The 20809-nt window shown below is 63.6% G+C and carries 24 protein-coding genes; 19 read left to right on the top strand and 5 right to left on the bottom strand.

The window, feature by feature from the left end; all coding sequences use genetic code 11:
- The 5 genes from Y708_RS25785 to Y708_RS0116355 all read left to right on the top strand — a co-directional run.
- Positions 1–1098: transporter (locus Y708_RS25785; protein WP_081746897.1), on the top strand; the 1098-nt coding region annotated here is incomplete at its 5' end.
- A 103-nt stretch (positions 1099–1201) separates the two neighbouring features.
- The gene (nagB, locus tag Y708_RS0116370; RefSeq protein ID WP_028280757.1) at positions 1202–1984 is read left to right on the top strand and encodes a glucosamine-6-phosphate deaminase; all 783 of its coding nucleotides are present in this window, start codon (positions 1202–1204) and stop codon (positions 1982–1984) included.
- Between the two features lie 36 nt (positions 1985–2020).
- On the top strand, positions 2021–2326 hold the full coding sequence (locus tag Y708_RS0116365; protein ID WP_028280756.1) for a DUF3039 domain-containing protein: 306 nt from the start codon (positions 2021–2023) through the stop codon (positions 2324–2326).
- A gap of 126 nt (positions 2327–2452) precedes the next feature.
- Positions 2453–3907 (top strand): MFS transporter, encoded by a 1455-nt coding sequence (locus tag Y708_RS25780; protein ID WP_081746896.1) that lies wholly within the window; start codon positions 2453–2455, stop codon positions 3905–3907.
- Positions 3904–5688 (top strand): DEAD/DEAH box helicase, encoded by a 1785-nt coding sequence (locus Y708_RS0116355; RefSeq protein ID WP_028280755.1) that lies wholly within the window; start codon positions 3904–3906, stop codon positions 5686–5688. The genes Y708_RS25780 and Y708_RS0116355 overlap by 4 nt, the downstream gene beginning before the upstream one ends.
- 5 nt (positions 5689–5693) lie before the next feature.
- Here Y708_RS0116355 and Y708_RS0116350 read toward each other — a convergent pair whose 3' ends face one another.
- Together Y708_RS0116350 and Y708_RS0116345 are read right to left on the bottom strand one after the other, a co-directional pair.
- On the bottom strand, positions 5694–6317 hold the full coding sequence (locus Y708_RS0116350; RefSeq protein WP_028280754.1) for an isochorismatase family protein: 624 nt from the start codon (positions 6315–6317) through the stop codon (positions 5694–5696).
- Positions 6314–7636: a nicotinate phosphoribosyltransferase gene (locus Y708_RS0116345; protein WP_028280753.1), complete on the bottom strand. Its 1323-nt coding sequence runs from the start codon at positions 7634–7636 to the stop codon at positions 6314–6316. The genes Y708_RS0116350 and Y708_RS0116345 overlap by 4 nt, the downstream gene beginning before the upstream one ends.
- A gap of 87 nt (positions 7637–7723) precedes the next feature.
- Between Y708_RS0116345 and clpS the strand changes: the two genes are divergently transcribed.
- The 11 genes from clpS to Y708_RS0116290 all read left to right on the top strand — a co-directional run bounded on the left by clpS (position 7724) and on the right by Y708_RS0116290 (position 15471).
- Positions 7724–8032: an ATP-dependent Clp protease adapter ClpS gene (clpS, locus tag Y708_RS0116340; protein ID WP_028280752.1), complete on the top strand. Its 309-nt coding sequence runs from the start codon at positions 7724–7726 to the stop codon at positions 8030–8032.
- Positions 8033–8041: 9 nt separating this feature from the next.
- A complete protein-coding gene (locus Y708_RS0116335; protein WP_028280751.1) occupies positions 8042–8602 on the top strand; it encodes a DUF2017 domain-containing protein in 561 nt (186 codons plus the stop codon).
- A gap of 78 nt (positions 8603–8680) precedes the next feature.
- A complete protein-coding gene (gene murI / locus Y708_RS0116330) occupies positions 8681–9616 on the top strand; it encodes a glutamate racemase (protein ID WP_028280750.1) in 936 nt (311 codons plus the stop codon).
- Positions 9616–10407: an MBL fold metallo-hydrolase gene (locus tag Y708_RS0116325; protein ID WP_028280749.1), complete on the top strand. Its 792-nt coding sequence runs from the start codon at positions 9616–9618 to the stop codon at positions 10405–10407. The genes murI and Y708_RS0116325 overlap by 1 nt, the downstream gene beginning before the upstream one ends.
- Positions 10408–10456: 49 nt before the next feature.
- Positions 10457–11236 (top strand): ribonuclease PH, encoded by a 780-nt coding sequence (gene rph / locus Y708_RS0116320; protein WP_028280748.1) that lies wholly within the window; start codon positions 10457–10459, stop codon positions 11234–11236.
- Positions 11229–11867, top strand: a complete 639-nt coding sequence (rdgB, locus tag Y708_RS0116315) for an RdgB/HAM1 family non-canonical purine NTP pyrophosphatase (protein WP_028280747.1) — start codon at positions 11229–11231, stop codon at positions 11865–11867. Before rph ends, rdgB begins: the two co-directional genes overlap by 8 nt.
- 33 nt (positions 11868–11900) lie before the next feature.
- Positions 11901–12575, top strand: coding sequence for a DedA family protein (locus Y708_RS0116310; RefSeq protein ID WP_028280746.1), 675 nt, complete (start codon positions 11901–11903; stop codon positions 12573–12575).
- Complete coding sequence (locus tag Y708_RS0116305; protein WP_028280745.1) at positions 12572–13222, top strand: GNAT family N-acetyltransferase; 651 nt, start codon at positions 12572–12574, stop codon at positions 13220–13222. The genes Y708_RS0116310 and Y708_RS0116305 overlap by 4 nt, the downstream gene beginning before the upstream one ends.
- Positions 13223–13490: 268 nt before the next feature.
- Positions 13491–13871 carry a GntR family transcriptional regulator gene (locus Y708_RS0116300; protein ID WP_028280744.1) on the top strand — a complete coding sequence of 127 codons (381 nt, stop codon included), beginning with the start codon at positions 13491–13493 and terminating at the stop codon, positions 13869–13871.
- Positions 13868–14788 carry an ABC transporter ATP-binding protein gene (locus tag Y708_RS0116295; protein WP_028280743.1) on the top strand — a complete coding sequence of 307 codons (921 nt, stop codon included), beginning with the start codon at positions 13868–13870 and terminating at the stop codon, positions 14786–14788. Before Y708_RS0116300 ends, Y708_RS0116295 begins: the two co-directional genes overlap by 4 nt.
- Positions 14785–15471, top strand: coding sequence for a hypothetical protein (locus Y708_RS0116290; RefSeq protein ID WP_028280742.1), 687 nt, complete (start codon positions 14785–14787; stop codon positions 15469–15471). The genes Y708_RS0116295 and Y708_RS0116290 overlap by 4 nt, the downstream gene beginning before the upstream one ends.
- 10 nt (positions 15472–15481) lie before the next feature.
- Here Y708_RS0116290 and Y708_RS0116285 read toward each other — a convergent pair whose 3' ends face one another.
- Positions 15482–16084: an HAD family hydrolase gene (locus tag Y708_RS0116285; protein ID WP_028280741.1), complete on the bottom strand. Its 603-nt coding sequence runs from the start codon at positions 16082–16084 to the stop codon at positions 15482–15484.
- Between the two features lie 89 nt (positions 16085–16173).
- On the opposite strand from Y708_RS0116285, the gene Y708_RS0116280 reads away from it, so the two are divergent.
- Complete coding sequence (locus Y708_RS0116280) at positions 16174–17163, top strand: 3'-5' exonuclease (RefSeq protein ID WP_028280740.1); 990 nt, start codon at positions 16174–16176, stop codon at positions 17161–17163.
- 20 nt (positions 17164–17183) lie between these two features.
- Here the strand turns inward: Y708_RS0116280 and Y708_RS0116275 are convergent, their stop codons facing one another.
- A complete protein-coding gene (locus tag Y708_RS0116275) occupies positions 17184–18104 on the bottom strand; it encodes an SDR family NAD(P)-dependent oxidoreductase (RefSeq protein ID WP_028280739.1) in 921 nt (306 codons plus the stop codon).
- 38 nt (positions 18105–18142) lie between these two features.
- The gene (locus Y708_RS0116270; protein WP_051479081.1) at positions 18143–19126 is read right to left on the bottom strand and encodes an ADP-ribosylglycohydrolase family protein; all 984 of its coding nucleotides are present in this window, start codon (positions 19124–19126) and stop codon (positions 18143–18145) included.
- 149 nt (positions 19127–19275) lie between these two features.
- On the opposite strand from Y708_RS0116270, the gene Y708_RS27690 reads away from it, so the two are divergent.
- A complete protein-coding gene (locus Y708_RS27690) occupies positions 19276–20316 on the top strand; it encodes an aquaporin (RefSeq protein ID WP_051479080.1) in 1041 nt (346 codons plus the stop codon).
- 60 nt (positions 20317–20376) lie between these two features.
- Positions 20377–20809, top strand: a 433-nt coding sequence (gene sbcD, locus Y708_RS25770; protein ID WP_035776639.1) for a metallophosphoesterase family protein, incomplete at its 3' end; no start/stop codon positions are given.

Genomic DNA, 20809 nt, shown 5'->3' with positions numbered 1-20809 from the left:
GCCGCCACCTCCCTATCCTCGTCCCGCCGGTTCAAAGACCTCAGCTCAACCGTCGCTATCATTCCGTTGATCCTGCTGGGACCAATCATTGCCGGAATTACGGCCGGATTTCAGGGCTCCCCGGACTTTGTCACGGACCTGTCCGCGGTGCTTGGCTGGACCCCGTTGGGCGCTTTCTGGGCAGTGCCCGCGGATGTGGCCGAAGGCCGGCTCCTCGCCGCTCTTGCCCGGTTTGCCATCGGCGCAGCAACACTTGCCGGTCTAGCCTGGCTGTGGAAAATGAGCCTCGCCAGTGCGCTGGTTACTCCTGCCCACAATTCCGTCAGCCGAAGGGGGGCGGGCAATCTGGGCCTCTTTGCGCGGTTCCCTGCCACCCCAACAGGCGCCATCGCGGCGCGGGCGCTGACCTACTGGCTTAGGGATCCACGCTATGCGGCCTCGATAGTCATTGTCCCGCTGATGCCGCTGTTGATGTGGTTCTGGGGCTCGCAATCGGAAAACCTGACCATCCTCAACTACGTGGGCCCGGTGGCGGCGTTCCTGCTCGCCTGGTCCATCTCCGCGGACATCTCCTATGACAACACGGCATTCTGGACGCATGTCTCCACCGGTGTAAGTGGCCGGGCGGACCGTGCCGGACGCGCTCTTGCCCTCGGAGTGTTTTCACTCCCCGTGGTGTTGCTGTTCACGGTTCTTCCGCTCTGGCTGAACAACAGCCTCAGTGATGTTCCGATGATGCTTGGCCTGTCCCTGGGAATACTGCTGACCGGAACAGGTCTGTCCAGTGTTGTGTCGGCGCGTTACACCTACAACGTGCCGCTTCCCGGTGAGAGCGCCTTCAAGACTCCGCCGGGATCAGCGTTCTCGATGTTTGCAGTGCAGTTTATCGGCTGGATTGTGCTCGTTGTGCTGGTATTGCCGGAGATCGGGCTTGCGGTTGCGTACCCTGTGACCGGCAACGCCGCCCTGGGGTGGGGTACGTTGGCCGCCGGTCTGCTGCTCGGAACAGCGGCGCTTGTATTCGGAATCCGGCTCGGCGGACAGTGGTATGACCGCAGGGCCCCGGAGCTTCTCCAGGCAGTAACGGTCAACAAGTAGCGTCTTTTTTGCCGGACCTGCCGCGAGCGCATAATCTCAAGAGCGGCAGATGGAACCCGGAATTCTCCGGACCAGGCCGTTCACAGCAGCGAAGGGCATATTCATGGAAGTTGTGATTCTTGCGGATCATCAGGCAATTGGGGCTGTTGCGGCGGACGCAGTGGAATCCCTCATCACCAGGAAGCCGACAGCTGTCCTGGGGCTGGCAACAGGATCTTCGCCGCTGCCTGTGTACGATGAGCTGGCCCGGCGCCACGCACATGACGGGCTGCAGTTTGCCCAGGCGCACGGCTTCGCGCTGGATGAGTATGTGGGCCTGCCGCCGGGCCACCCGGAGTCCTACCGTGAAGTGATCCGAAGGGAGTTCACCAGCCGCATAGACATCCGCCCCGAGAACGTCCATGGGCCGGACGGCAGTGCCGAGGACATCCCGGGCGCGTGCCTGTCTTACGAGGAGGCTATCCGCACGGCTGGGGGAATTGACCTGCAGCTGCTGGGGGTGGGAACCGACGGGCACATCGGCTTCAATGAACCCGGCAGCTCGCTTGCCTCGCGCACCCGGATCAAAACACTCATTGAGCAGACCAGAAGGGACAACGCACGGTTCTTCGACAGCATCGACGATGTTCCCCACCACGTGGTGACCCAGGGCCTGGGCACCATCATGGATGCCCGGCACGTCGTGTTGATCGCTACAGGTGCCCAGAAAGCCTGCGCTGTCCACGATTTTGTGGAAGGCCCGGTTGCAGCGGTCTGCGCTGCTTCGATCCTGCAGCTGCATCCACACGCCACCATCCTGATCGACGAGGCGGCGGCGTCGAAACTGAAGCTCGCCGACTACTACCGCTACACCTTCGACAACAAGCCCGTCTGGCAGGGTCTCTGACCGAGCAGCCTCCGCGGCTGCGCCAGCGGCGATAGGATGGAATCCATGAGTATGCCCGCTGATCCCTTTGACAATGACCCCCGTGGCGATCCCGGAGACTCCGGCACTTCCACCGCGACCATCGAGCGTGAGGAACTGCGCGAGGAGGTTGAGCCCGGAGACCGCGAACGCTTTTCGCACTATGTGCGCAAGGAAAAGATCATGGAGTCGGCGCTTTCCGGTGAACCCGTGATCGCCTTGTGCGGCAAGGTGTGGACTCCGGGACGGGATCCCCAGAAGTTTCCGGTCTGCCCCGAGTGCAAGGAGATTTACAACACGATGAAGTCCGGCGACAAGCCCTAGGAACCAGGGCACCCCGGCCGCGTAACCGCGGTCAAGGGGCCTGATCGACTTCAACACCGTGCGTTGGATCACGAGGTTCTTTGCGCGCACTCACCCGCTACCGTCGTCGTGCTCTCTTGAGGTGCCATGCCAGATCAGCCCCATCCGGGAAACGACGGAGCGATGTCCGCACGTCTGCGGCCGCTCACGATCGGTATCCTCGCGATCATCACGTGTGCCGCGTTCGAGGCCATGGCAGTGGTCACGGCCATGCCCTCCGTTGCCGCTGAACTAAACGGTGAATCGAGCTACGGCCTGGCTTTCTCGATGTACCTGACGGCGTCGCTGCTGGGCACCGTACTCGCGGGATCGTGGTGCGACCGCAGCGGACCGCGCCCCGCGCTGGCCGTCGGCATGGCACTGATGACCTCCGGACTGCTCGTTTCAGGCGCCGCTCCGGTCTTCTGGCTGATGACCACAGGCCGTGCCGTCTCCGGGCTTGGCGGCGGATTCATGATTGTTGCCGTGTATGTGATCATCGGGCAGGCGTTTCCTCAACGCACGCAGCCCGTTGTATTCGGCTGGCTGGCTGCCGCTTGGGTGGTCCCTTCGCTTGTTGGTCCGTATCTTTCCGGAGTGCTCGCGGAGCAGGCCAGCTGGCGCTGGGTGTTCCTCGGGGTCATGCCGATAGTGGTCGGAGCGTTCGTGCTGGTCTGGCCAAGGACCCGCGCACTGGGATCGCCGGACCAGCCGTCCTTGGACGAACAGTCGGGACGACGCCGGGCTCTCACTGGCCTGGGGCTCGCGGGCGGCGTTTTCGCAGCACAGTTTGCTATCAACAGCCTGGCCGGCGGGGGATTTGCTGAACCTGTCGGCGCCACGCTGCTGACCATTCTCGCGGTGCTGGGACTGGCTGCTGCGGCCTTGACCTTTCCCCGGCTCCTGCCGCCCGGTACCGTCCGGCTTGCCCGTGGCCTGCCCAGCATTATCGCCACGCGCGGATTGGTCAACGTCGCCTTCTTCGGTGCCGAAGCATTCATTCCGCTGATGCTGGTCTCGGCAAGGGGATTCGACTCCGCGACCGCCGGACTGACCCTGAGCGCGGCAGCGCTCGGCTGGAGCGGGGGATCCTTCCTGCAGGCCCGGGTGACATTCCGCCGTCAATGGCTGCTGGTCATCGGTGCCACACTGCTGTCCATGAGCATCGGCGGACTGGCTCTTTCCGCCTCCCCGGAGGTGCCGTTCTGGATCCTGGTCACGGTGTGGGGACTGGCGGGCTTTGCCATGGGCATGACGCTCTCCAGTACGTCCGTCCTGGTGCTGAAGCTCTCGCCGCCGGAGGAAAGGGGCCGCAACTCGGCCTCCCTGCAGCTTTCGGACCAGCTTGGCGGGGTGATTGGAACGGTCGGAGCAGGTGGACTCTTTGCCTTGCTGAGGGACCCGGAAAATCCCGGCCAGGTCGGCGTGTTTGTTGCGATCTGGCTGGCTCTGTGCGTGTTTGCGGTTGCCGGTATAGTTGCCGGTTTGAGGGGGACGCAGGAAGTGCAGCCAGCCCCCGGAACAGAGACTGCCAAGCCGCGAAAGGTGCCATCCCAAGAGTGAGTAATGACACCCTGTTTGGCGCGGGACCAACACTACCTCCCGCGTATCCGGAGCGGGCGGCATGGGGCACCGCACCCAAGCTGCGGCAGTGGCAGGAAGAGGCACTCGCCAAGTATTTTGCCGGATCGCCGCAGGACTTCATGGCTGTCGCAACGCCGGGTGCAGGCAAGACCACCTTTGCCCTTCGGGTGGCCACCGAGCTGGTGGAACGCGGCATTGTCAACCGCATCACGGTGGTGGCGCCCACCGATCACCTTAAGCGGCAATGGTCCGACGCCGCTGCCCGGGTTGGTTTATCCATCGATCCCAATTTCAAGAACGCCGATGGCCGCCACGGCCAGGGATTCATTGGCGTGGCGGTTACCTACGCGCAGGTTGCCAGCAAGCCCATGTTGCACCGCGCCAAGACCGAAGCGGCCCGGACCCTGGTGATCCTGGACGAAATCCACCACGGCGGCGATGCTCTCTCCTGGGGAGACGGCATCCGTGAGGCGTTTGAGCCTGCCACCCGCAGGCTGGCGCTCACCGGTACTCCCTTTCGGTCGGATACCGCGGCCATACCGTTCGTGGAATACGCCGAGGACGCAGACGGCATCCGTAGATCACAGTCCGACTATACCTACGGTTACGGGGACGCCCTCCGTGACCATGTGGTGCGCCCTGTGATGTTCATGGCCTATTCTGGCCAGATGCGCTGGCGCACAAGCGCCGGAGAGGAAATGGCCGCCTCGCTTGGGGAGGCCGCCGTCACCAAGGACATCACGGCTCACGCCTGGCGTACGGCGCTGAACCCGGCGGGGGATTGGATTCCGGCGGTCCTTGCTGCGGCAGACCGGCGGCTCACCGAGGTCCGGCGCACAGTGCCCGACGCCGGCGCGATGGTGATTGCCACCGACCATGAGGATGCGCGCGCCTACGCCGGCCGGCTGAAGAAGATCACCGGTGAATCCCCCACGGTTATCCTTTCGGACGATGCGAAGGCATCGAGTAAGATCGAGGAGTTTTCGACGGGCGAGAAGCGATGGATGGTGGCCGTCCGCATGGTCTCCGAGGGGGTGGATGTCCCGCGGTTGGCCGTCGGCGTGTATGCCACCTCCACCGCTACTCCGCTCTTCTTTGCCCAGGCGGTGGGGCGCTTTGTCCGTGCCCGCAGACGGGGGGAAACGGCGTCGGTCTTCTTGCCGTCCGTCCCCAACCTCATGGCGCTGGCCAATCAACTGGAGGTTGAGCGCGACCATGCACTGGACCGGCACTCCACTGACGAGGACGGTTTCGCCCCCGAGGAAGCTCTCATGGAAGCGGCCAACCGGGAGGAAAAAACCTCCGATGAGCTGACCAAGCAGAAGTTCGAGGCGCTGGAGTCACAGGCATCCTTCGACCGGGTGCTCTTCGATGGCGGTGAGTTCGGCACGGGCGGTGAACTGGGCAGCGAGGAGGAACAGGATTTCCTCGGAATTCCGGGCCTTCTGGACGCGGATCAGGTGGGCTTGCTTTTGCGTCAGCGCCAGCAGGAACAGCAATCTCGACGACGGCGCCCGGGCGCGGCGGATGCGGACGCTCCGGCGGCACCGGCAGTGATGGATCATCGACAGTTGACGGAATTGCGGGGACAACTGGCCAAGAACGTTGCTGCCTGGTCTGCGCGTTCCGGCATGCCGCACGGCATGGTGCACTCCGAGCTGCGGCGGAGCTGCGGCGGGCCGGCGGTGGCGCAGGCCAATGAGGACCAGCTCCAGCGGCGGTTGAAGAAGCTGCAGGACTGGTTCATCGGCCGGAAGTAAGCAGATTAGCCCAGTATTTCAACACCCGCGTCTTCCAGTTCCTTCAGCACCTCCGCCCGTCGCTCCGGATGAACGCTGCGGGTGAAGTCCAGCAGGACTTTCGTGGCGTAGCCGGCACTCACGGCGTCGAGCGCTGTTGCCCGCACGCAGTAATCGGTGGCCAGGCCGGCGATCTCCACCTCGTCGACATCATGCTCCCGGAGCCAGTCATCCAGTGCGACGGCATAGTCAGCGATCACCGGTAAGGCCGCCTCCAGCCTTCGCTCGCCGGTGGGCACGTGATCCTCGGGTGCCAACAGTCCCTCAAATCCGGAGTAGGCCGCTTCGAACTGACCCTTGCGGAAGACGGCGTCGATGTTCTCCGTGTCCAGGTCCGGATGGAACTGGGACCCGCTTGTGTCTGCCACGCAGTGCACGGGCCATGAATCGATGAAATCGGGTGTTTCGGAGAAGTGGGATCCCGGGTCAATGTGCCAATCCTGGGTGGCCACAATGTGGTCGTAGTGCCCGGCCCGGGTATCGATGAAGTCCCCGAGTGCCAGCGCCACGGCGGCTCCGCCGTCGACGGCCAGAGAACCGCCTTCGCAGAAGTCGTTCTGGACATCGACGATGATCAGGGCGCGTGTCATGGGTTCTCCTCATATTCGGTGGGAATGGCCGGTTCGCCGCGTTGAAGCCGCATCACCGAGCCGGGAAGCTCTGACAGGGAGTCGTGGTGCCGGCGCACGGCCCGCTCCACTGCCTGGGGACCGGTCCAGCCCGGGAGCACCTTGCCCTCCGCCACAAACTGCTCAAGCAGCGGGCGGTCGTTGCCGTCGTCGTGCGGTGGACTGCCGATACCCAGCACCTCCGCCGTTGCGGTGCCAGAACCATTCAGCCGGCGCAAAGCGTACTTCCGTCCGCCGATGGATGCCTTGTTCATGGCGGCCTTTGCCACCGAAACGAACGCGCCGTCGTCGTCCGTCCTGCTGACCAGTTTGTACACCATTCCGGCGGTGGGCGCTCCGGAGCCCGTGACCAGCGAGGTGCCGACGCCATAGGAATCGACCGGCGCTGACGCAAGTGAGCCGATGGCGAACTCATCAAGGTCGGAGGTAACCACAATGCGGGTGTGGTGGTTGCCCAGGTCGTCGAGGAGCTGCCGGACCCACCGGGCCTGCGACACCAGGTCGCCGGAGTCGAGCCGGACAGCGCCCAATTCCGGGCCAGCCGCAGCTACGGCATTGCGGACGCCGCGCTCAACGTCATAGGTATCCACTAGCAGGGAAGTGGACTTTCCGAGCGAATCCACCTGGGCCGCGAAGGCATCCCGTTCGGAATCATGAACCAGCGTGAAGGAATGTGCTGCCGTGCCAAGGGTCTTCAGCCCATAGCGCCTGCCCGCCTCCAGATTGGAGGTGCTGGAAAAACCGGCGATGACGGCGGCACGCGCGGCGGCAACGGCAGACTCCTCGTGTGTGCGCCGCGATCCCATTTCGATGCACGGTCGGCTGCCCGCCGCGCCGGTCATGCGGGAGGCGGCTGAGGCGATTGCGCTGTCGTGGTTGAGGACGGAGAGCACATAGGTTTCCAGGATGCAGGCTTCGGCGAAGGAACCCTCGACAACAAGGACGGGTGAGTAGGGGAAAAATGCATCGCCCTCGGCATAGCCCCAGATGTTGCCGGTGAACCGGAAGGTCGAGAGCCAGTCGAGCGTGCGGTCATCCACCACCCGTGCGGACGCCAGGAAATCCAGTTGCCCGGTGTCGAACCTGAAATCCTCCAGCCCCTCCAGCAGCCGCCCGGTACCGGCGACCACACCATAGCGGCGGCCCTCCGGCAGGCGCCGGGTAAAGACTTCGAAGACAGATCTTCGGTGTGCCGCACCGGAGTGCAGGGAGGCCCGGAGCATTGTCAGCTCATAGTGGTCCGTGTACAGGGCTGAGTTGGGATGCTGCCGTGTGCTCACACCAGAACTCTAGTCCCGCCTGTCCTTCAGTGAGTACCGGTGGGCTCCGGGAATTCAGCATGGCCGGGGCGACTTACAATGGACGTCATGACTGTTGGCACGCTTGAGCGCACTGACCAGCTCGGGGAGACGGAGGTCCGCCAGCTGAGCGCCATGGACGTGCCCTGGGTGGTGATCGTGTGGAATGACCCGGTCAATTTGATGAGCTACGTCAGCTATGTTTTCCAGACCTACTTTGGTTACAGCGAAGCGAAGGCCAAAAAACTGATGCTGGAGGTCCACGAGCTGGGGAGGTCCGTGGTGTCAACCGGCAGCCGTGAGAAGGTTGAACGGGACACCGTCGCCATGCATTCCTACGGTCTATGGGCAACATTCCAGACGGCTGACGCCGAATAAGGGGACTTCTTGGCCAAGGCATTCAAAGCAACCAGGCGTGGGATCACGGGACATCTGGAGGCAGGGGAGATGAAGCTCCTCCGCAAGCTCTTCGACGACATTATTGTCATGCTGGAACCGGACGAGGCCGCCAACGCGGACCCCCTCGCGGCGATGGTGGGCATCGACAGCGAGGCGGTGACGCCGTCGGACAGCGCTGTGCGCCGCCTGTTGCCGGACGCAGTGAGGAACGACGACGGCGAGGCGCTGGAGTTCCGCCGGCTCACCGAACGCTCGCTGCGGGAAGAGAAGATCGGCGTGCTGCGGGCCGGCGCGCTGCTGCTGGAGCGCAGTCCGCTGACCCTTACCGCCGAACAGGCGCAGCAGCTGGCCCGGGCTATGAATGATGTGCGGCTGGTGCTCGCGGACCGGCTGGATATCAAGACCGACGACGACGCCGCGCGCCTCCACAACGTAGCGGATGTCGAGGACGCTGAAGATGTTGAGTCCTATCTGGCGCTGGTCTATAACTTTGTGACGTGGTTGCAGGAGGGGCTGGTCCAGGCGCTTTTGGGAACCCGCCCGGCATGACGCGTGTGACTAATTCCACGCGGTTTCAGCCCCCGCCAATTCGATAATGCGGGTGGCGCGTCATATTCTCAAGAGATCATGAGCTCAGTCCCGGGTGAGACATTCCTCAACAAGTCCGAGGCGCCGATCGGTATTTTCGATTCCGGCGTTGGTGGGTTGACCGTTGCGCGTGCCGTCATTGACCAGTTGCCGCACGAGTCCATCCTCTATGTCGGTGATACGGCCCACGGGCCGTACGGCCCCCTTCCCATTGCGCAGGTTCGCGCCAATGCGCTCGGGGTGATGGATGAGCTCGTGGACTCAGGGGTGAAGCTGCTGGTGATTGCCTGCAACTCGGCGTCCGCCGCTGTGCTGCGGGATGCACGCGAACGCTACACGGCCAGGTATGGGATTCCGGTGATCGAGGTGATTCAGCCTGCGGTCCGCCGCGCTGTCGCGTCCACCCGCTCCGGCCGGATAGGTGTCATCGGTACCAGCGCCACCGTGGGTTCCCGCGCCTATGAGGACACCTTTGCCGCGGCGCCCCACCTGAGCATCTCCTCAGCGGCCTGCCCGGATTTCGTCGAATTTGTTGAGGCCGGGGTGACGGCCGGTGCCGAGCTGCTGAACACGGCCAGACGGTATCTCCAGCCGCTCCGAGAAGCGGATGTTGACACGCTCGTGCTGGGCTGTACCCACTATCCGCTGCTGACGGGCGTGATTTCCTACGTCATGGGTGACTCAGTCACGCTGGTGTCGAGCGCCGAAGAGACAGCCAAGGACGTCTACCGTTCGTTGATATCCCACGATCTGCTCCGGGTGGGAACGTCCACCCCCGAGCACCACTTCATCGCGACCGGGGACGCCGCCCGTTTTGAGGAGCTGGCCAGGCGGTTCCTGGGACCGGAGGTACTCAGCGTGAAGCACGTTGATCATGTGGCGGCGCAGTATCCCACCGGCAGCCTCGCCCGGGTTACGCCCGAGATGATCGCAGCGGCCCGCGCGGACGCCGGTGTCCGCGGGGACCTGTTCTGATGAAACTCACGATCGTTGGCTGCAGCGGGTCATTTCCCGGCCCGCAGTCCCCGGCATCCTGCTACCTCGTCACAGCGGAGGAGGGCGGCCGGACGTGGCGGATCCTGCTTGATTTGGGAAACGGTTCACTGGGCGCGTTGCAGCGCTACATGGATCTCAGGGACATTGATGCAGTCCTCCTCACGCACCTGCATCCAGACCACTGCATGGACCTGTGCGGACTGCATGTTGCGGTTCATTGGGATCCCAACGGCTGGAACCATCCACGGATCCCGGTCTGGGGGCCGGAGGGCACGGCTGACAGAATGGCCACTGCGTACGGGCTTGCGCTGCATCCGGGCATGCACGAGGATTTCGAATTCCAGTCGTGGAATCCGCGTGAATCCGTGACCCTTGGCCCGTTCACCATTACTCCTTATCCGGTTCTCCACCCGGTCGAGGAGGCCTACGCACTGAGGGTTGAGGTAGAGGATCCCTCGGCGCCCGGCGGCAGGCGTATTCTCACCTATTCGGGGGATACGGACGCCTGCGACGGTCTGGTGGAGGCGGCCGCGGATTCCACGGTCTTTTTGTGTGAAGCGGCTTTTCACGAAGGACGCGATGACGCCATCCGCGGCGTGCATCTGACCGGGAAGCGGGCCGGAGAGGTCGCAGCAGCAGCGTCGTCCAAGAGGCTCCTGCTGACCCACCTGCCGGTGTGGAATGACGCTTCGCGGGCGGTCGAGGAGGCCCGCAGCAGCTATTCCGGCGACCTGGCTGTGGCCGTGGCGGGCGTGTCGTACGTGATCTAGGGTCTCCCGAAATCGTGCCGTGGCGGCGCCGTCTGGCAGACTTGTTCCCATGACATCCCCCTCCCACAGCACATCCCTGTCCGTCTCCGGCGCCGTCCGCGCGGACGGCCGTACCGCCGATCAGCTGAGGCCCATCAGCATCACCCGCGGTTGGTCCAACCAGGCAGAGGGGTCCGCGCTGATCGAGTTCGGCAACACCAGGGTGCTGTGTACCGCATCGCTGACCGCGGGCGTTCCGCGCTGGCTGAAGGGCGAAGGCAAGGGCTGGGTCACGGCCGAGTACGCTATGCTGCCGCGTGCCACCAATACCCGCTCGGACCGCGAGTCGGTAAAGGGCAAAATCGGCGGCCGGACGCATGAAATCTCCCGCCTGATTGGCAGGTCGCTGCGGTCGATCATTGACACACGCGCGTTGGGTGAAAACACAATCGTGCTGGATTGCGATGTGCTGCAGGCAGACGGCGGAACCCGGACGGCCGCAATTACAGGCGCTTATGTGGCACTGGCCGAGGCCATCCGCTACGCCAAGGACAACAAGCTGATCGCTGCCTCATCCCAGCCGCTGACGGACACTGTGGCGGCCGTCAGCGTTGGCATCATCGACGGCGTGCCCATGCTGGACCTGCCATATGTGGAGGACGTCCGCGCGGAAACTGACATGAACGTTGTCGTGACCGGATCGGGCAAGTTCGTGGAGGTCCAGGGAACCGCTGAGGGCGTGCCGTTCGACCGAGCGGAACTGGATTCACTGCTGGATCTTGCCCTGCTTGGCACCTCCCAGCTGGCGCAGATCCAGCGCGACACGCTGGGCGAGGCGGCGGGTGCCTGAGGGTCCGCGGCTCGTTCTTGCCACCCGCAACGCGGGCAAGCTGCGGGAACTGCGTGAACTTTTGCGCGGCAGGTTGCCCGGGCTCGACGTCGACACCCAGGTGGTGGACGCGGAATCGGCGGGGGCCCCCGACGTCGTCGAAAGCGGCATCACCTTCGAGGAGAACGCCCTGCTGAAGGCGCGCGCGGTAGCAGAGGCCACCGGGCTGGTTGCCATTGCGGACGACTCCGGCCTGGCCGTTGACGTGCTGAACGGTGCGCCGGGAATTTTTTCCGCCCGGTGGGCGGGGAAACACGGCGACGACGGCGGGAACCTCCAGCTGCTGCTGGCCCAGCTGCGCGATATCCCGGAGGCGCGGCGGGGAGCGGCTTTTGTCTGCGCTGCGGCCCTGGCCGTTCCGGGCGGCGGCCAGAAGGTGGAGCGCGGGGAGCTGCGGGGATCACTGTTGACGCAGCCACGAGGGACGGGCGGCTTCGGCTACGACCCGATCCTGCAGCCGGACGGTCTCGATCGAAGCTGTGCGGAACTTGCACCGGAGGAGAAGAACGCGATCAGTCACCGGGCGCAGGTCTTTGAAGCGCTCCTTCCCTGGATCATTAGTGCGCTGGGCAACCCCGCAGGGTTTCGGTAAACGTCATGGCGATAAGGCAGACTTGATGGGGTTATGAGTACACAACTGAGCACCCTTGTGCTCTCCCAGACCGGCAATGGATCCAGCCTGGGAGGAGTGGCTGACTGGGCAGTCGGCCTGATGGAAACCATCGGCGCGCCCGGCGCGGGCCTCGCCATCGCATTGGAAAATCTCTTTCCCCCGCTGCCCAGCGAACTCATCCTTCCCTTGGCTGGCTTCACCGCCAGCCGCGGCAACTTCACCCTCATCGAAGCACTGTTCTGGACCACGGCCGGCTCAGTGGTTGGTGCGTACATCCTGTTCATGCTCGGTGTCTGGCTGGGCCGCGACCGCATGAGGGCGATCGTGTCCAAGGTCCCGCTGGTCGATATCGAGGATGTTGACAACGTGGAGGCCTGGTTCAACCGCCATGGGTACAAGGCGGTGTTCTTCGGGCGGATGGTGCCCATCTTCCGCTCGCTGGTGTCCATCCCGGCAGGCGTTGAACGAATGCCGGTGTGGCGGTTCCTGGGTCTTACCCTTGCGGGGAGCCTGATCTGGAACACCATCTTTGTTCTCGCAGGATTCTATCTGGGCGAGAACTGGCATCTGGTGGAGCAGTATGCAGACTTCTTCCAGAAGATCGTCATTGGCGCGGTTGTCCTGTTTGTGGCGTTTTTCGTTGTGAGTAAGGTCAGGAAGATCCGGCGCAAGCGACAGGCTTCGTGAACACCCTCCAGGAGCTGTGGCCGCTGTTCGGGCTCAGGATCGTGACGCCACGGCTTGAACTGACACCCATCCGCGATGAGCAGCTGCCGGAAATGGTGGATGCCATTCTTACCGGAATTCATGATCCCCTGGTGATGCCGTTCAGCGTTCCGTGGACGGATGCTCCCCGGGAAACGCTCATCCGTGAGGCGATCAAGCATCAGTGGCGCCAGCGCTGCACAGTCGAACCGGACAACTGGACCATCAGTTTTGCCGTCTGCTGCGAGGGCCGGGTCATTGGTATGCAGGACATGTCCGCGCGTAGCTTCAGTCTTATGCGGGAAGTGCATACAGGCTCCTGGTTGACCCGGTCCATGCACGGACAGGGGCTGGGCAGGGAAATGCGTGCCGCCGTCCTGATGTTTGCCTTTGACCATCTTGAGGCACGGACCGCACTCTCGGAGGCCGCGGACTGGAATGGCGCGTCCCTCGGGGTATCGCGCAGCCTCGGGTACTCGGACAACGGCGTGAGCAACGCGGAATCCCGGCCGGGAGTGGTTACCCGCCAGCAGCATGTCCGGCTGGAAGCGGCGGATTTTATCCGGCCGGACTTCAGCCTCGCCGTCCACGGTTTTGACCGCGCCGAGGCGTTGCTTCTTCCCGCCTGACCCGTTTCATGAAGTACCGCGGATTTCGACGCGCCGTCCTGCCCCGCCACGCGCCGTCGTCGTTCGCGTTTCGCGTATCGAAGGTCGAGAAATAACCGTTCCGGCGCTGGAATCTGGTTATTCCCTCCCTTCGATGTGCACGCCGCCCCATTGCACCTCACGTTAGTTGGTTGTATGGTTAGTTACATGAGTAATGAACCAAGTGACCAGATGGGCAACACGGACGCGTGTGACCGGACATCAGGTAAGGGCCTTGGGGTCCGCTGTGCTGATTGACGACAGCAGGCCGATATTTCTTCAGATCGCCGAACGAATCGAGGGCGACATCATCGAGGGCACACTCCAGGAAGAGGCCCAGGTGCCTTCCACCAATGCGTTCGCCTCTTTCTACCGCATCAATCCGGCGACCGCCGCAAAGGGCGTCAACCGCCTGGTGGATGACGGGATTCTCTACAAGCAACGGGGAATAGGAATGTTTGTTGCAACAGGTGCCCGCGCCGCTCTTGTCCAGCGCCGCCGAGAACAGTTTTTTGACCAGTACGTGCAGCCATTGGCCCGCGAAGCCCGAAAGCTTGGCATCGAGCCGTTGGAGCTGGCGGAAATGATCCGCCAGAGCGAAACCGCAACCGTCCACGGGGGAGCATCATGAAAACCGTCATAGAAGTCCGCAACCTTTCAAAGTCCTACCGCAACTCGGTGGCGCTCGATTCGGTCATCCTGTCGCTGGAACCGGACAGGATCTACGGGCTCCTGGGCCGCAATGGTGCAGGTAAGACCACCCTGATGTCCATGCTGACGGCCCAGGGCTTTCCAAATTCCGGCGAGGTGAAAGTATTCGGCGAGGACCCCTATGAGAACGAGCAAGTGCTGAGCCGGATCTGTTTCATCCGGGAGTCACAGAAGTATCCGGATTCCTTCTCGGCCAAGCACGCTTTCCGCTCTGCAGCGCTGTTCTTCAAAAATTGGGACCAGGAGCTCGCAGGCCGGCTGGTGGAAGACTTCCAGCTTCCGGTCAAGCGGACCATCAAGAAACTTTCCCGAGGCCAACTCTCGGCGGTAGGCGTCATCATCGGGCTTGCTTCGCGGGCTGAACTCACGTTCTTTGACGAGCCTTATCTGGGGCTCGACGCCGTAGCGCGGCAGCTCTTCTACGACCGGCTCGTCGAGGACTACGGCAGGTATCCGCGGACTATCGTGCTGTCCTCGCACCTGATCGACGAGGTGGCCAACCTTCTTGAACACGTGATCGTGATCGACAAGGGCAGGATCATCATGGACGACGACGCCGAGTCCATCCGCGGTTCTGCGTTCACAGTGGTGGGGTCGGCGGACAAAGTGGGAACTTTCCTCCAGGGCCGGGAGATCATCCATACCGACAACTTCGCCTCTTTGGCCTCCGTGACGGCGGTCGGCACGCTGAGCCGGGCGGAGAAAACCGAGGCCGCTGAACTGGGACTCGAACTTGCGCCGGTCTCGCTGCAGCAGTTGGTGGTGCGCAAAACCATCTCGGCGGCTGGCGCCGACCTCGGCGCGTCGAAGACAAGCTCATTGGAGGTAACGCGATGAACCGCGTAGTCAATGTCTTGCGGATGCAACTCGTCAACAGGTGGATCTTCATCGGGATTCCATTGATCATCATCGCGGCGTCCTTCGGCCTTAGCTGGGTGATCTGGGCGCTGGTGCCCTTTGACGAAGTGAAAGCATCGGGTGGCTCACAGGCCGTCTTGTGGTATTTCTTTGCGCTGGGTATTCAATCGCTGACCCTCACGTTCCCGTTTTCGCAGGGCCTGAGTATCACACGGAAGACATTCTTCGGAGGCACTGTGGCACTGTTCTCCCTCATTGCCCTGGCCATATCCCTGCTCTTCTTCCTGCTGGGCCTGCTGGAAAAGGCCACCGGGGGGTGGGGTGTCAACGGACAGTTCTTTGCTCTGGAGTGGCTGGTGGACGGTCCGTGGTATCAGCCATTGGCGTTCTACCTTGCCACAATGATGGCGCTCTTCTTCATTGGATTCTGGGCGGCAACAATCTACAAACGGTGGCAGACCACCGGACTTGTTGTTGCGGGTCTGGGCGTTGCGGTTGGGCTGGTTGGGGCCGCCCTGTGGATCAACTTTCAGGGGCAATGGCCGCAGATCGGTGAGTTCCTGGTTTCCCAAAACCAGATGAGCATAGCCGGCCTGCTCGCCGTCGTCGCCCTTGTGCTGGCGGGCGGGTCCTACCTGACCCTGCGCAGGGCCATTCCCTAAGGTGGCGGTTTTACGGAAACGGGAGTAGTTCCTTCTGGAGATCGATGCCCGGTTCATGGATCCGGGCATCGATTCCGAGCCGGCGCGCTGCCGAAACGTTTGCCTCGACGTCGTCAATGAACGTAACGGCCGCCGGCTCGGCATCAAGCTCCGCGAGGACCCGCTCAAAGACAGCGGCTTCGGGTTTCATCAGCCGCAGCCGGGAACTGAAGAACATCTGGTCAAAATATCCGGTCCAGGGAGCCGCTGAGAACTTCGCGACCATTGCGGCCGGCATATTCGACAGCAGCGCCAGCTTCGAACCCCTGCTGCCCAGCGATTCGAGAACGTCCAGTGTGTCCAGATTGAAATGGGACCACTGGTTTGCGTCCAGCGTGTCGAGGATGTCCGCGCGTCCGTTGTGGATGTCCCCGCCTGTGACCAGGGACCAGTACTCCTCGGAGGACAGATCGCCGGCGTCGAAGTGCCGGCGATGGGTCCAGTACGGGGAAGAATCCTGGCGCAACTGGACACCGGTGGCCTCCTCCAACGTGTCCCAATCCTCCGCGGTCGGAGCGGTGGAAATGACCATGCCGTAGTCAAACAGGTACCAGTGCGGGTTTGTGTTCGCCATACCTCAGAGTACGTGCGTTGACGGAATGAAATCCGCCACGCGCATGAACGTTGGGTAAATCCCGTGGGTGTCAAAGGTAGCCTTGTCCCGTGGGAATTGAGTTCACGGCCATCGATTTTGAGACTGCAAACGGGTTTCGGGGTTCGCCGTGCGCAGTGGGCCTGACCAAAGTACGCGGTGGGGTCATCGTCGAAGAAGCGCAGTGGCTGATGCGCCCGCCAGCTGGACACGACCACTTCGATCCCCGCAATATCAGCATCCATGGCATCACCGCTGAGATGGTGGCCGGGCAGCCCCGGTTTGGGGAGCTGTTCCCCGAGATTGGCGCGTTCATCGGCGACGATATCCTCGTCGCACACAACGCCGCCTTCGACATGGGCGTGATCCGGTCAGGACTTGAGGTTTCCAGGCTGGCCGGCCCGGCCTACGACTACGCCTGCACCGTCATGCTGTCCCGCCGGAGCTATTCGCTGGTGTCCTACTCCCTGCCATACGTCGCCGAAGCGGCGGGCGTTCCGCTGCTGAACCATCACGACGCCGTGGAGGATGCGAGGGCATGCGCCGGGATCATGGTGGACATCGCCCGCTTGAAAGGGGCAGACTCCATCGCTGACCTGGTGGACGCGCACCAGCTGCAGTTATCGCGTCTCGACTCCTATCAGCCCGGTGTCGACGAACTGTCCAAAGCCACGAGGTCCGCCCTCATGCGCCCCGCACGTTCGGGGTGGGCGGACTGGCCGGAGGAGGGCGGGAATCCGCCGGCGAATTTCCATGCGGACCCGGCACACCCGTTGTACGGTCAAACAGTTGTTTTTACGGGCAACCTGGGAATACCCCGCCCGCAGGCAAAGCACCGCGCTGCGAGCCTTGGCGCCCAGCCTGCCAGCGCCGTCACCCAACGGACCACCGTGCTGGTGGTGGGGGACGGATTTGTCGCCTCGGATCTACGCAGTGGAAGAGTGACAGGAAAAGCCCGCCGGGTTATGGACCTGCACACCAGGGGCCAGCGGATCGAGGTCCTGTCGGAAGCCGAATTCCTGCAGATGACCGGCGGCCGCTGGCCAGCCACCAGCCAATAGTCAACAGCGGTGGCAGAAAACTACAGGGGGAGCCGAACCCCGGTCAGCTCCTCCGAAACATCGATTAGCTTCGACGCCGTGTTGCGCTCGCGGGCGTGCCGCTTGGCCTGAACGATCGTGGGCACTCCCTTGAGCTGAAACCAACCATGAGGCCCGCAGTAGGCGCCGTTGGGGACTGAGTCATCCACGGCAGCTCTCACCAACGGCCAGGCACCGGTGTCTTTGCCGTGTGCAACCGGACGCATGATGAGTTCCCGGAAGGGAGCGTGCCGGTTCAAACGGACTCCTGGCCGCGGCGGTGTAAAGGTCTTGAGCGCAAATCCCGGATGCGCCACGATGCTCTGCGCCGTGCTTTGCCGCAGGCGCAGCCGCTCGGCAAGTTCAAACCCAAAGGACATGACTGCCAGCTTGGAGCTGGCATAGGCATTCGAGTTGTTGTACCTTTCCGGCATCAGATCGTGAGGGCGGATCCTCGTCCAGCGGTGGCTGATACTGCCCACGTGGACAATGCGCGTGCCCGCTGCTTCGAATTCTGGAAGCAGTCCGGCGATGAGGGCAAAGTGACCCAGGTGATTGGTTCCAACCTGGAGCTCGAACCCATCCGCGGTGGTGCGTCGTTCAGCTGAACCGATCACGCCTGCATTGGCCACCAGGGCGCTGAGCGGTCCCTCGGCAGCAAGCCGGTCCACTGCCGTCCGCACCGACTCCAGGTTTGCCAGGTCCAGTTCCAGGTAGTCAATCCGGGCACCCGGCACCACGGATCTGATAGCGCTGATGGCGGCCCGTGCACGCTCAGGATTGCGGGCTGCCATGATCACGCGGGCGCCCGCCGCGGAAAGCTGCTCGCAGGTGAAGTAGCCCAGCCCCGCGTTTCCGCCGGTCACCACCACAGTGTGGCCGTGCAGGCCGGGCAGCTTTTTCGGATCCCAGTGTGACGTCATTGCCCCAGCGTATTCACCCCCGGTGTCCCACGCGAGTCTCACGCGGTAACGGCGGCAAGGCGCCGCGTTGCCTCAATGACCACATCCCGGCCTTCGATGGCACCCAGCCACTCCTGGGGAAGCACCAAATGGCCGTGCAATGCACCAACAATGTTGCCGGTCATGGAAGCCGCCGTCCCGTCATCCCGGCCCGCCGCCAGCCGCACCGCAGCGCGGAAGTGGACCTCGCCGTCGTCGTCCTGGGTCGAGAGCGCGGCATGCACCGCCGTGGCCAGCACAGCCACAGCTGATCCCGCGTCCGGCGTCCGGGACGGCGGAACCGCTGCCGCAGCCACCAGACCGGCGGCCAGTTCCGGCCCACCGGAGGAACTGACACGTTCGACGGCTGCATCTACCGCAGCGTCGAGGGGCAGTCTGCGGACCGCAACGGCGTGAATGAGCGTGCTGAAGCCGGCAGCGGCGTGGCGCGCGGACGGGTGGCCGTGAGTGAGAGCGGCGGCGTCCATCGTGAGCCGGTCGATGAGGGGCCCGGCGATGTGCGGAATCAGCCCAAACGGAGCAGAACGCGCGGCTGCACCCGCGTCCGCGGCTTCGGGGTTGAGCGGCCGGCCACGGCTCCCCATCTCGCCTGAGCCCAGCGCTTTAGCGGACGCCGCGTCGGGATCGCGGCGGTGATGGAGCACCGCCTGGTTGTCGATCCAGCGCAGTGGGGGAACGGGAGCGGACGACGGCGGTGTCCCGCCCTGCGCCCGAAACCACCGGAGGTAGGCCAGCCACAGACAAGCGGTTTCGTCGGCCGCGACGCCGTCGTTTGCCCATTCCAGCGCATCGGTCAGCCCGTCGACCGTGTACAGGGTGAGCTGAGTGCGGGCGGAGATTCGAAGCGAATCCGGCTTAGCCGGATCCCATTGCGCGACAGCGGATTCCGGATGCCGCCGTGTAGCATAGCCGAGGGCATCACCCAACGCGCCGCCAAGCAGGCAGCCTAGGATCGGGTCCGGGGATTCACCGAGGTGGGTCACCAGGCCAGTCTAGGCAACACGCCGCGGCATGGATTCCACAGAGTCCCTGACCCTGCCAGCGGGCTCCCAGAAACCGGTGGGAGGCTGGGTTCGCCTGTACGGGACGCGCCGACAAAGGCCACCGCTACCCAAACAAAGGAAGAGCTCGCATGCTGCACGAAACACTGCCAAACGGGGACGCCCGCGCGGCGGACCACCATCCGCTTCCCAACTCTGAAACGAGCTACGGACTGGTGGCCCGTTCACTGTCCGAGGCGCTGGGGTCGTTCCTGCTCATCCTCGCCGGTCTGGGCGTGTCGATCCTGAATCCGCAGGGCGGGATGGCTCCCGGTCTGGCCTTTGGCATCGCGCTGATTGCGGCGATCATCGCGTTTGGCCATGTCTCCGGCGGACACTTTAATCCGGCTATCACCCTCGGCAGCGCGATTGCGGGGCGGACCCGCTGGGTTTCGGTGCTTCCCTACGTCGTTGCACAGGTTATCGGCGGGTTGGCTGCTGCGGGGCTGTTCTGGCTGATTTTCAGTTCCCATCCCCAGCAGCTCCAGACCACCCAGCTGTTCTCGAACGTGGCCAACGGCTTCGCGGATCACTCGGCACTCCAGTTCCCACTCTCCAGTGCGTTCCTCATGGAGGTAACCGCGGCGGCGCTGCTGACGGCCGTTGTGCTCGCCGCGACGGGGCGTCTTGTCAACAGGACTGTGGCTCCTTTCGCGATCGGATTGGCTTATGCTGCGCTCCTGACGCTTCTGCTGCCAATTACCAACGGTTCCATCAACCCGGCCCGCTCAACTGCCGCGGCCGCCTTCTCGGAAGGGTGGGCACTGGAGCAGCTGTGGCTGTTTTGGGCCGCGCCCCTTCTCGGCGCATTGATTGCCGGCCTGACCTTCCGCAGCGTTGATTTCGCCGGCCGCGGCACGGACGGGAAAACTGAGGCTGATGATGAAACTGTGGCTGTCCACGATGCCGATGGCGCACCTGCGCCGGCTTTGCCAGGGTCCCCAGCACCTGCCCGGACTGCACCGATTGCTCCGGGGGTCGCTGAAGCAACTGCGCAGCGCCCAGCGGCTGCCCGGCAGGACAATGACCCCGCCCGGGATGATGCCCGGGACTTTTTCGATTCCGGGACCGAGGCGGGCGACAACTCTGAAGACGACGCTGGCACGGATAACCGCCCTGCCAAACAGGGCTGATTCCTTCGGGGGCGGCGCTGCCTTAGGTCCACTGTCCGAGGCGACCGGTAGCTTTGAATCATGAAGTTATTGCACACGTCCGACTGGCATCTGGGCCGCTCCTTTCACGGCGTCGGCATGCTGGAGGCGCAGCGGATGTTCGTGGACCATCTGGAAAAGACGGTCCGCGAACATGACGTTGAGGTAGTACTGATTTCCGGCGATGTGTATGACCGGGCGCTTCCCGCCGTGGACGTCGTGGAACTCTTTGATGAAGCCCTTGAAAGGCTTACGGTCGCCGGCGCGCAGGTGGTGGTATCGAGCGGAAACCATGACTCGGCCGTGCGCCTTGGCTTCGGTGGCCGCCTCCTCGAACGGGGAGGCGTACACCTGCGGACGCGGCTTGAGGACATACCGCGGCCCATCATATTTCCCGTCGGCAACCGCGGCAGCGAAGTGGCCGTGTATGGATTGCCTTATCTGGAGCCGCGGCTGGTGTCCACGCGGCTCGGGG

The sequence above is a fragment of the Arthrobacter sp. H5 genome (assembly GCF_000520595.1).
Lineage (GTDB): Bacteria > Actinomycetota > Actinomycetes > Actinomycetales > Micrococcaceae > Arthrobacter_D.
This window is presented reverse-complemented; position numbering and strand designations above follow the sequence as displayed.

Excerpts from the sequence above, each read along its gene's own strand:
- Y708_RS25780 (WP_081746896.1), top strand. The coding sequence starts at position 2,453 with ATGCCAGATCAGCCCCATCCGGGAAACGACGGAGCGATGTCCGCACGT.
- rph (WP_028280748.1), top strand. The coding sequence starts at position 10,457 with ATGACATCCCCCTCCCACAGCACATCCCTGTCCGTCTCCGGCGCCGTC.
- Y708_RS0116285 (WP_028280741.1), bottom strand. The coding sequence starts at position 16,084 with ATGGCGAACACAAACCCGCACTGGTACCTGTTTGACTACGGCATGGTC.
- murI (WP_028280750.1), top strand. The coding sequence starts at position 8,681 with ATGAGCTCAGTCCCGGGTGAGACATTCCTCAACAAGTCCGAGGCGCCG.
- Y708_RS0116350 (WP_028280754.1), bottom strand. The coding sequence starts at position 6,317 with ATGACACGCGCCCTGATCATCGTCGATGTCCAGAACGACTTCTGCGAA.
- clpS (WP_028280752.1), top strand. The coding sequence starts at position 7,724 with ATGACTGTTGGCACGCTTGAGCGCACTGACCAGCTCGGGGAGACGGAG.
- Y708_RS0116310 (WP_028280746.1), top strand. The coding sequence starts at position 11,901 with ATGAGTACACAACTGAGCACCCTTGTGCTCTCCCAGACCGGCAATGGA.
- Y708_RS0116275 (WP_028280739.1), bottom strand. The coding sequence starts at position 18,104 with ATGACGTCACACTGGGATCCGAAAAAGCTGCCCGGCCTGCACGGCCAC.
- Y708_RS0116295 (WP_028280743.1), top strand. The coding sequence starts at position 13,868 with ATGAAAACCGTCATAGAAGTCCGCAACCTTTCAAAGTCCTACCGCAAC.
- Y708_RS0116325 (WP_028280749.1), top strand. The coding sequence starts at position 9,616 with ATGAAACTCACGATCGTTGGCTGCAGCGGGTCATTTCCCGGCCCGCAG.
- Y708_RS0116365 (WP_028280756.1), top strand. The coding sequence starts at position 2,021 with ATGGAATCCATGAGTATGCCCGCTGATCCCTTTGACAATGACCCCCGT.
- nagB (WP_028280757.1), top strand. The coding sequence starts at position 1,202 with ATGGAAGTTGTGATTCTTGCGGATCATCAGGCAATTGGGGCTGTTGCG.
- Y708_RS0116290 (WP_028280742.1), top strand. The coding sequence starts at position 14,785 with ATGAACCGCGTAGTCAATGTCTTGCGGATGCAACTCGTCAACAGGTGG.
- Y708_RS27690 (WP_051479080.1), top strand. The coding sequence starts at position 19,276 with ATGCTGCACGAAACACTGCCAAACGGGGACGCCCGCGCGGCGGACCAC.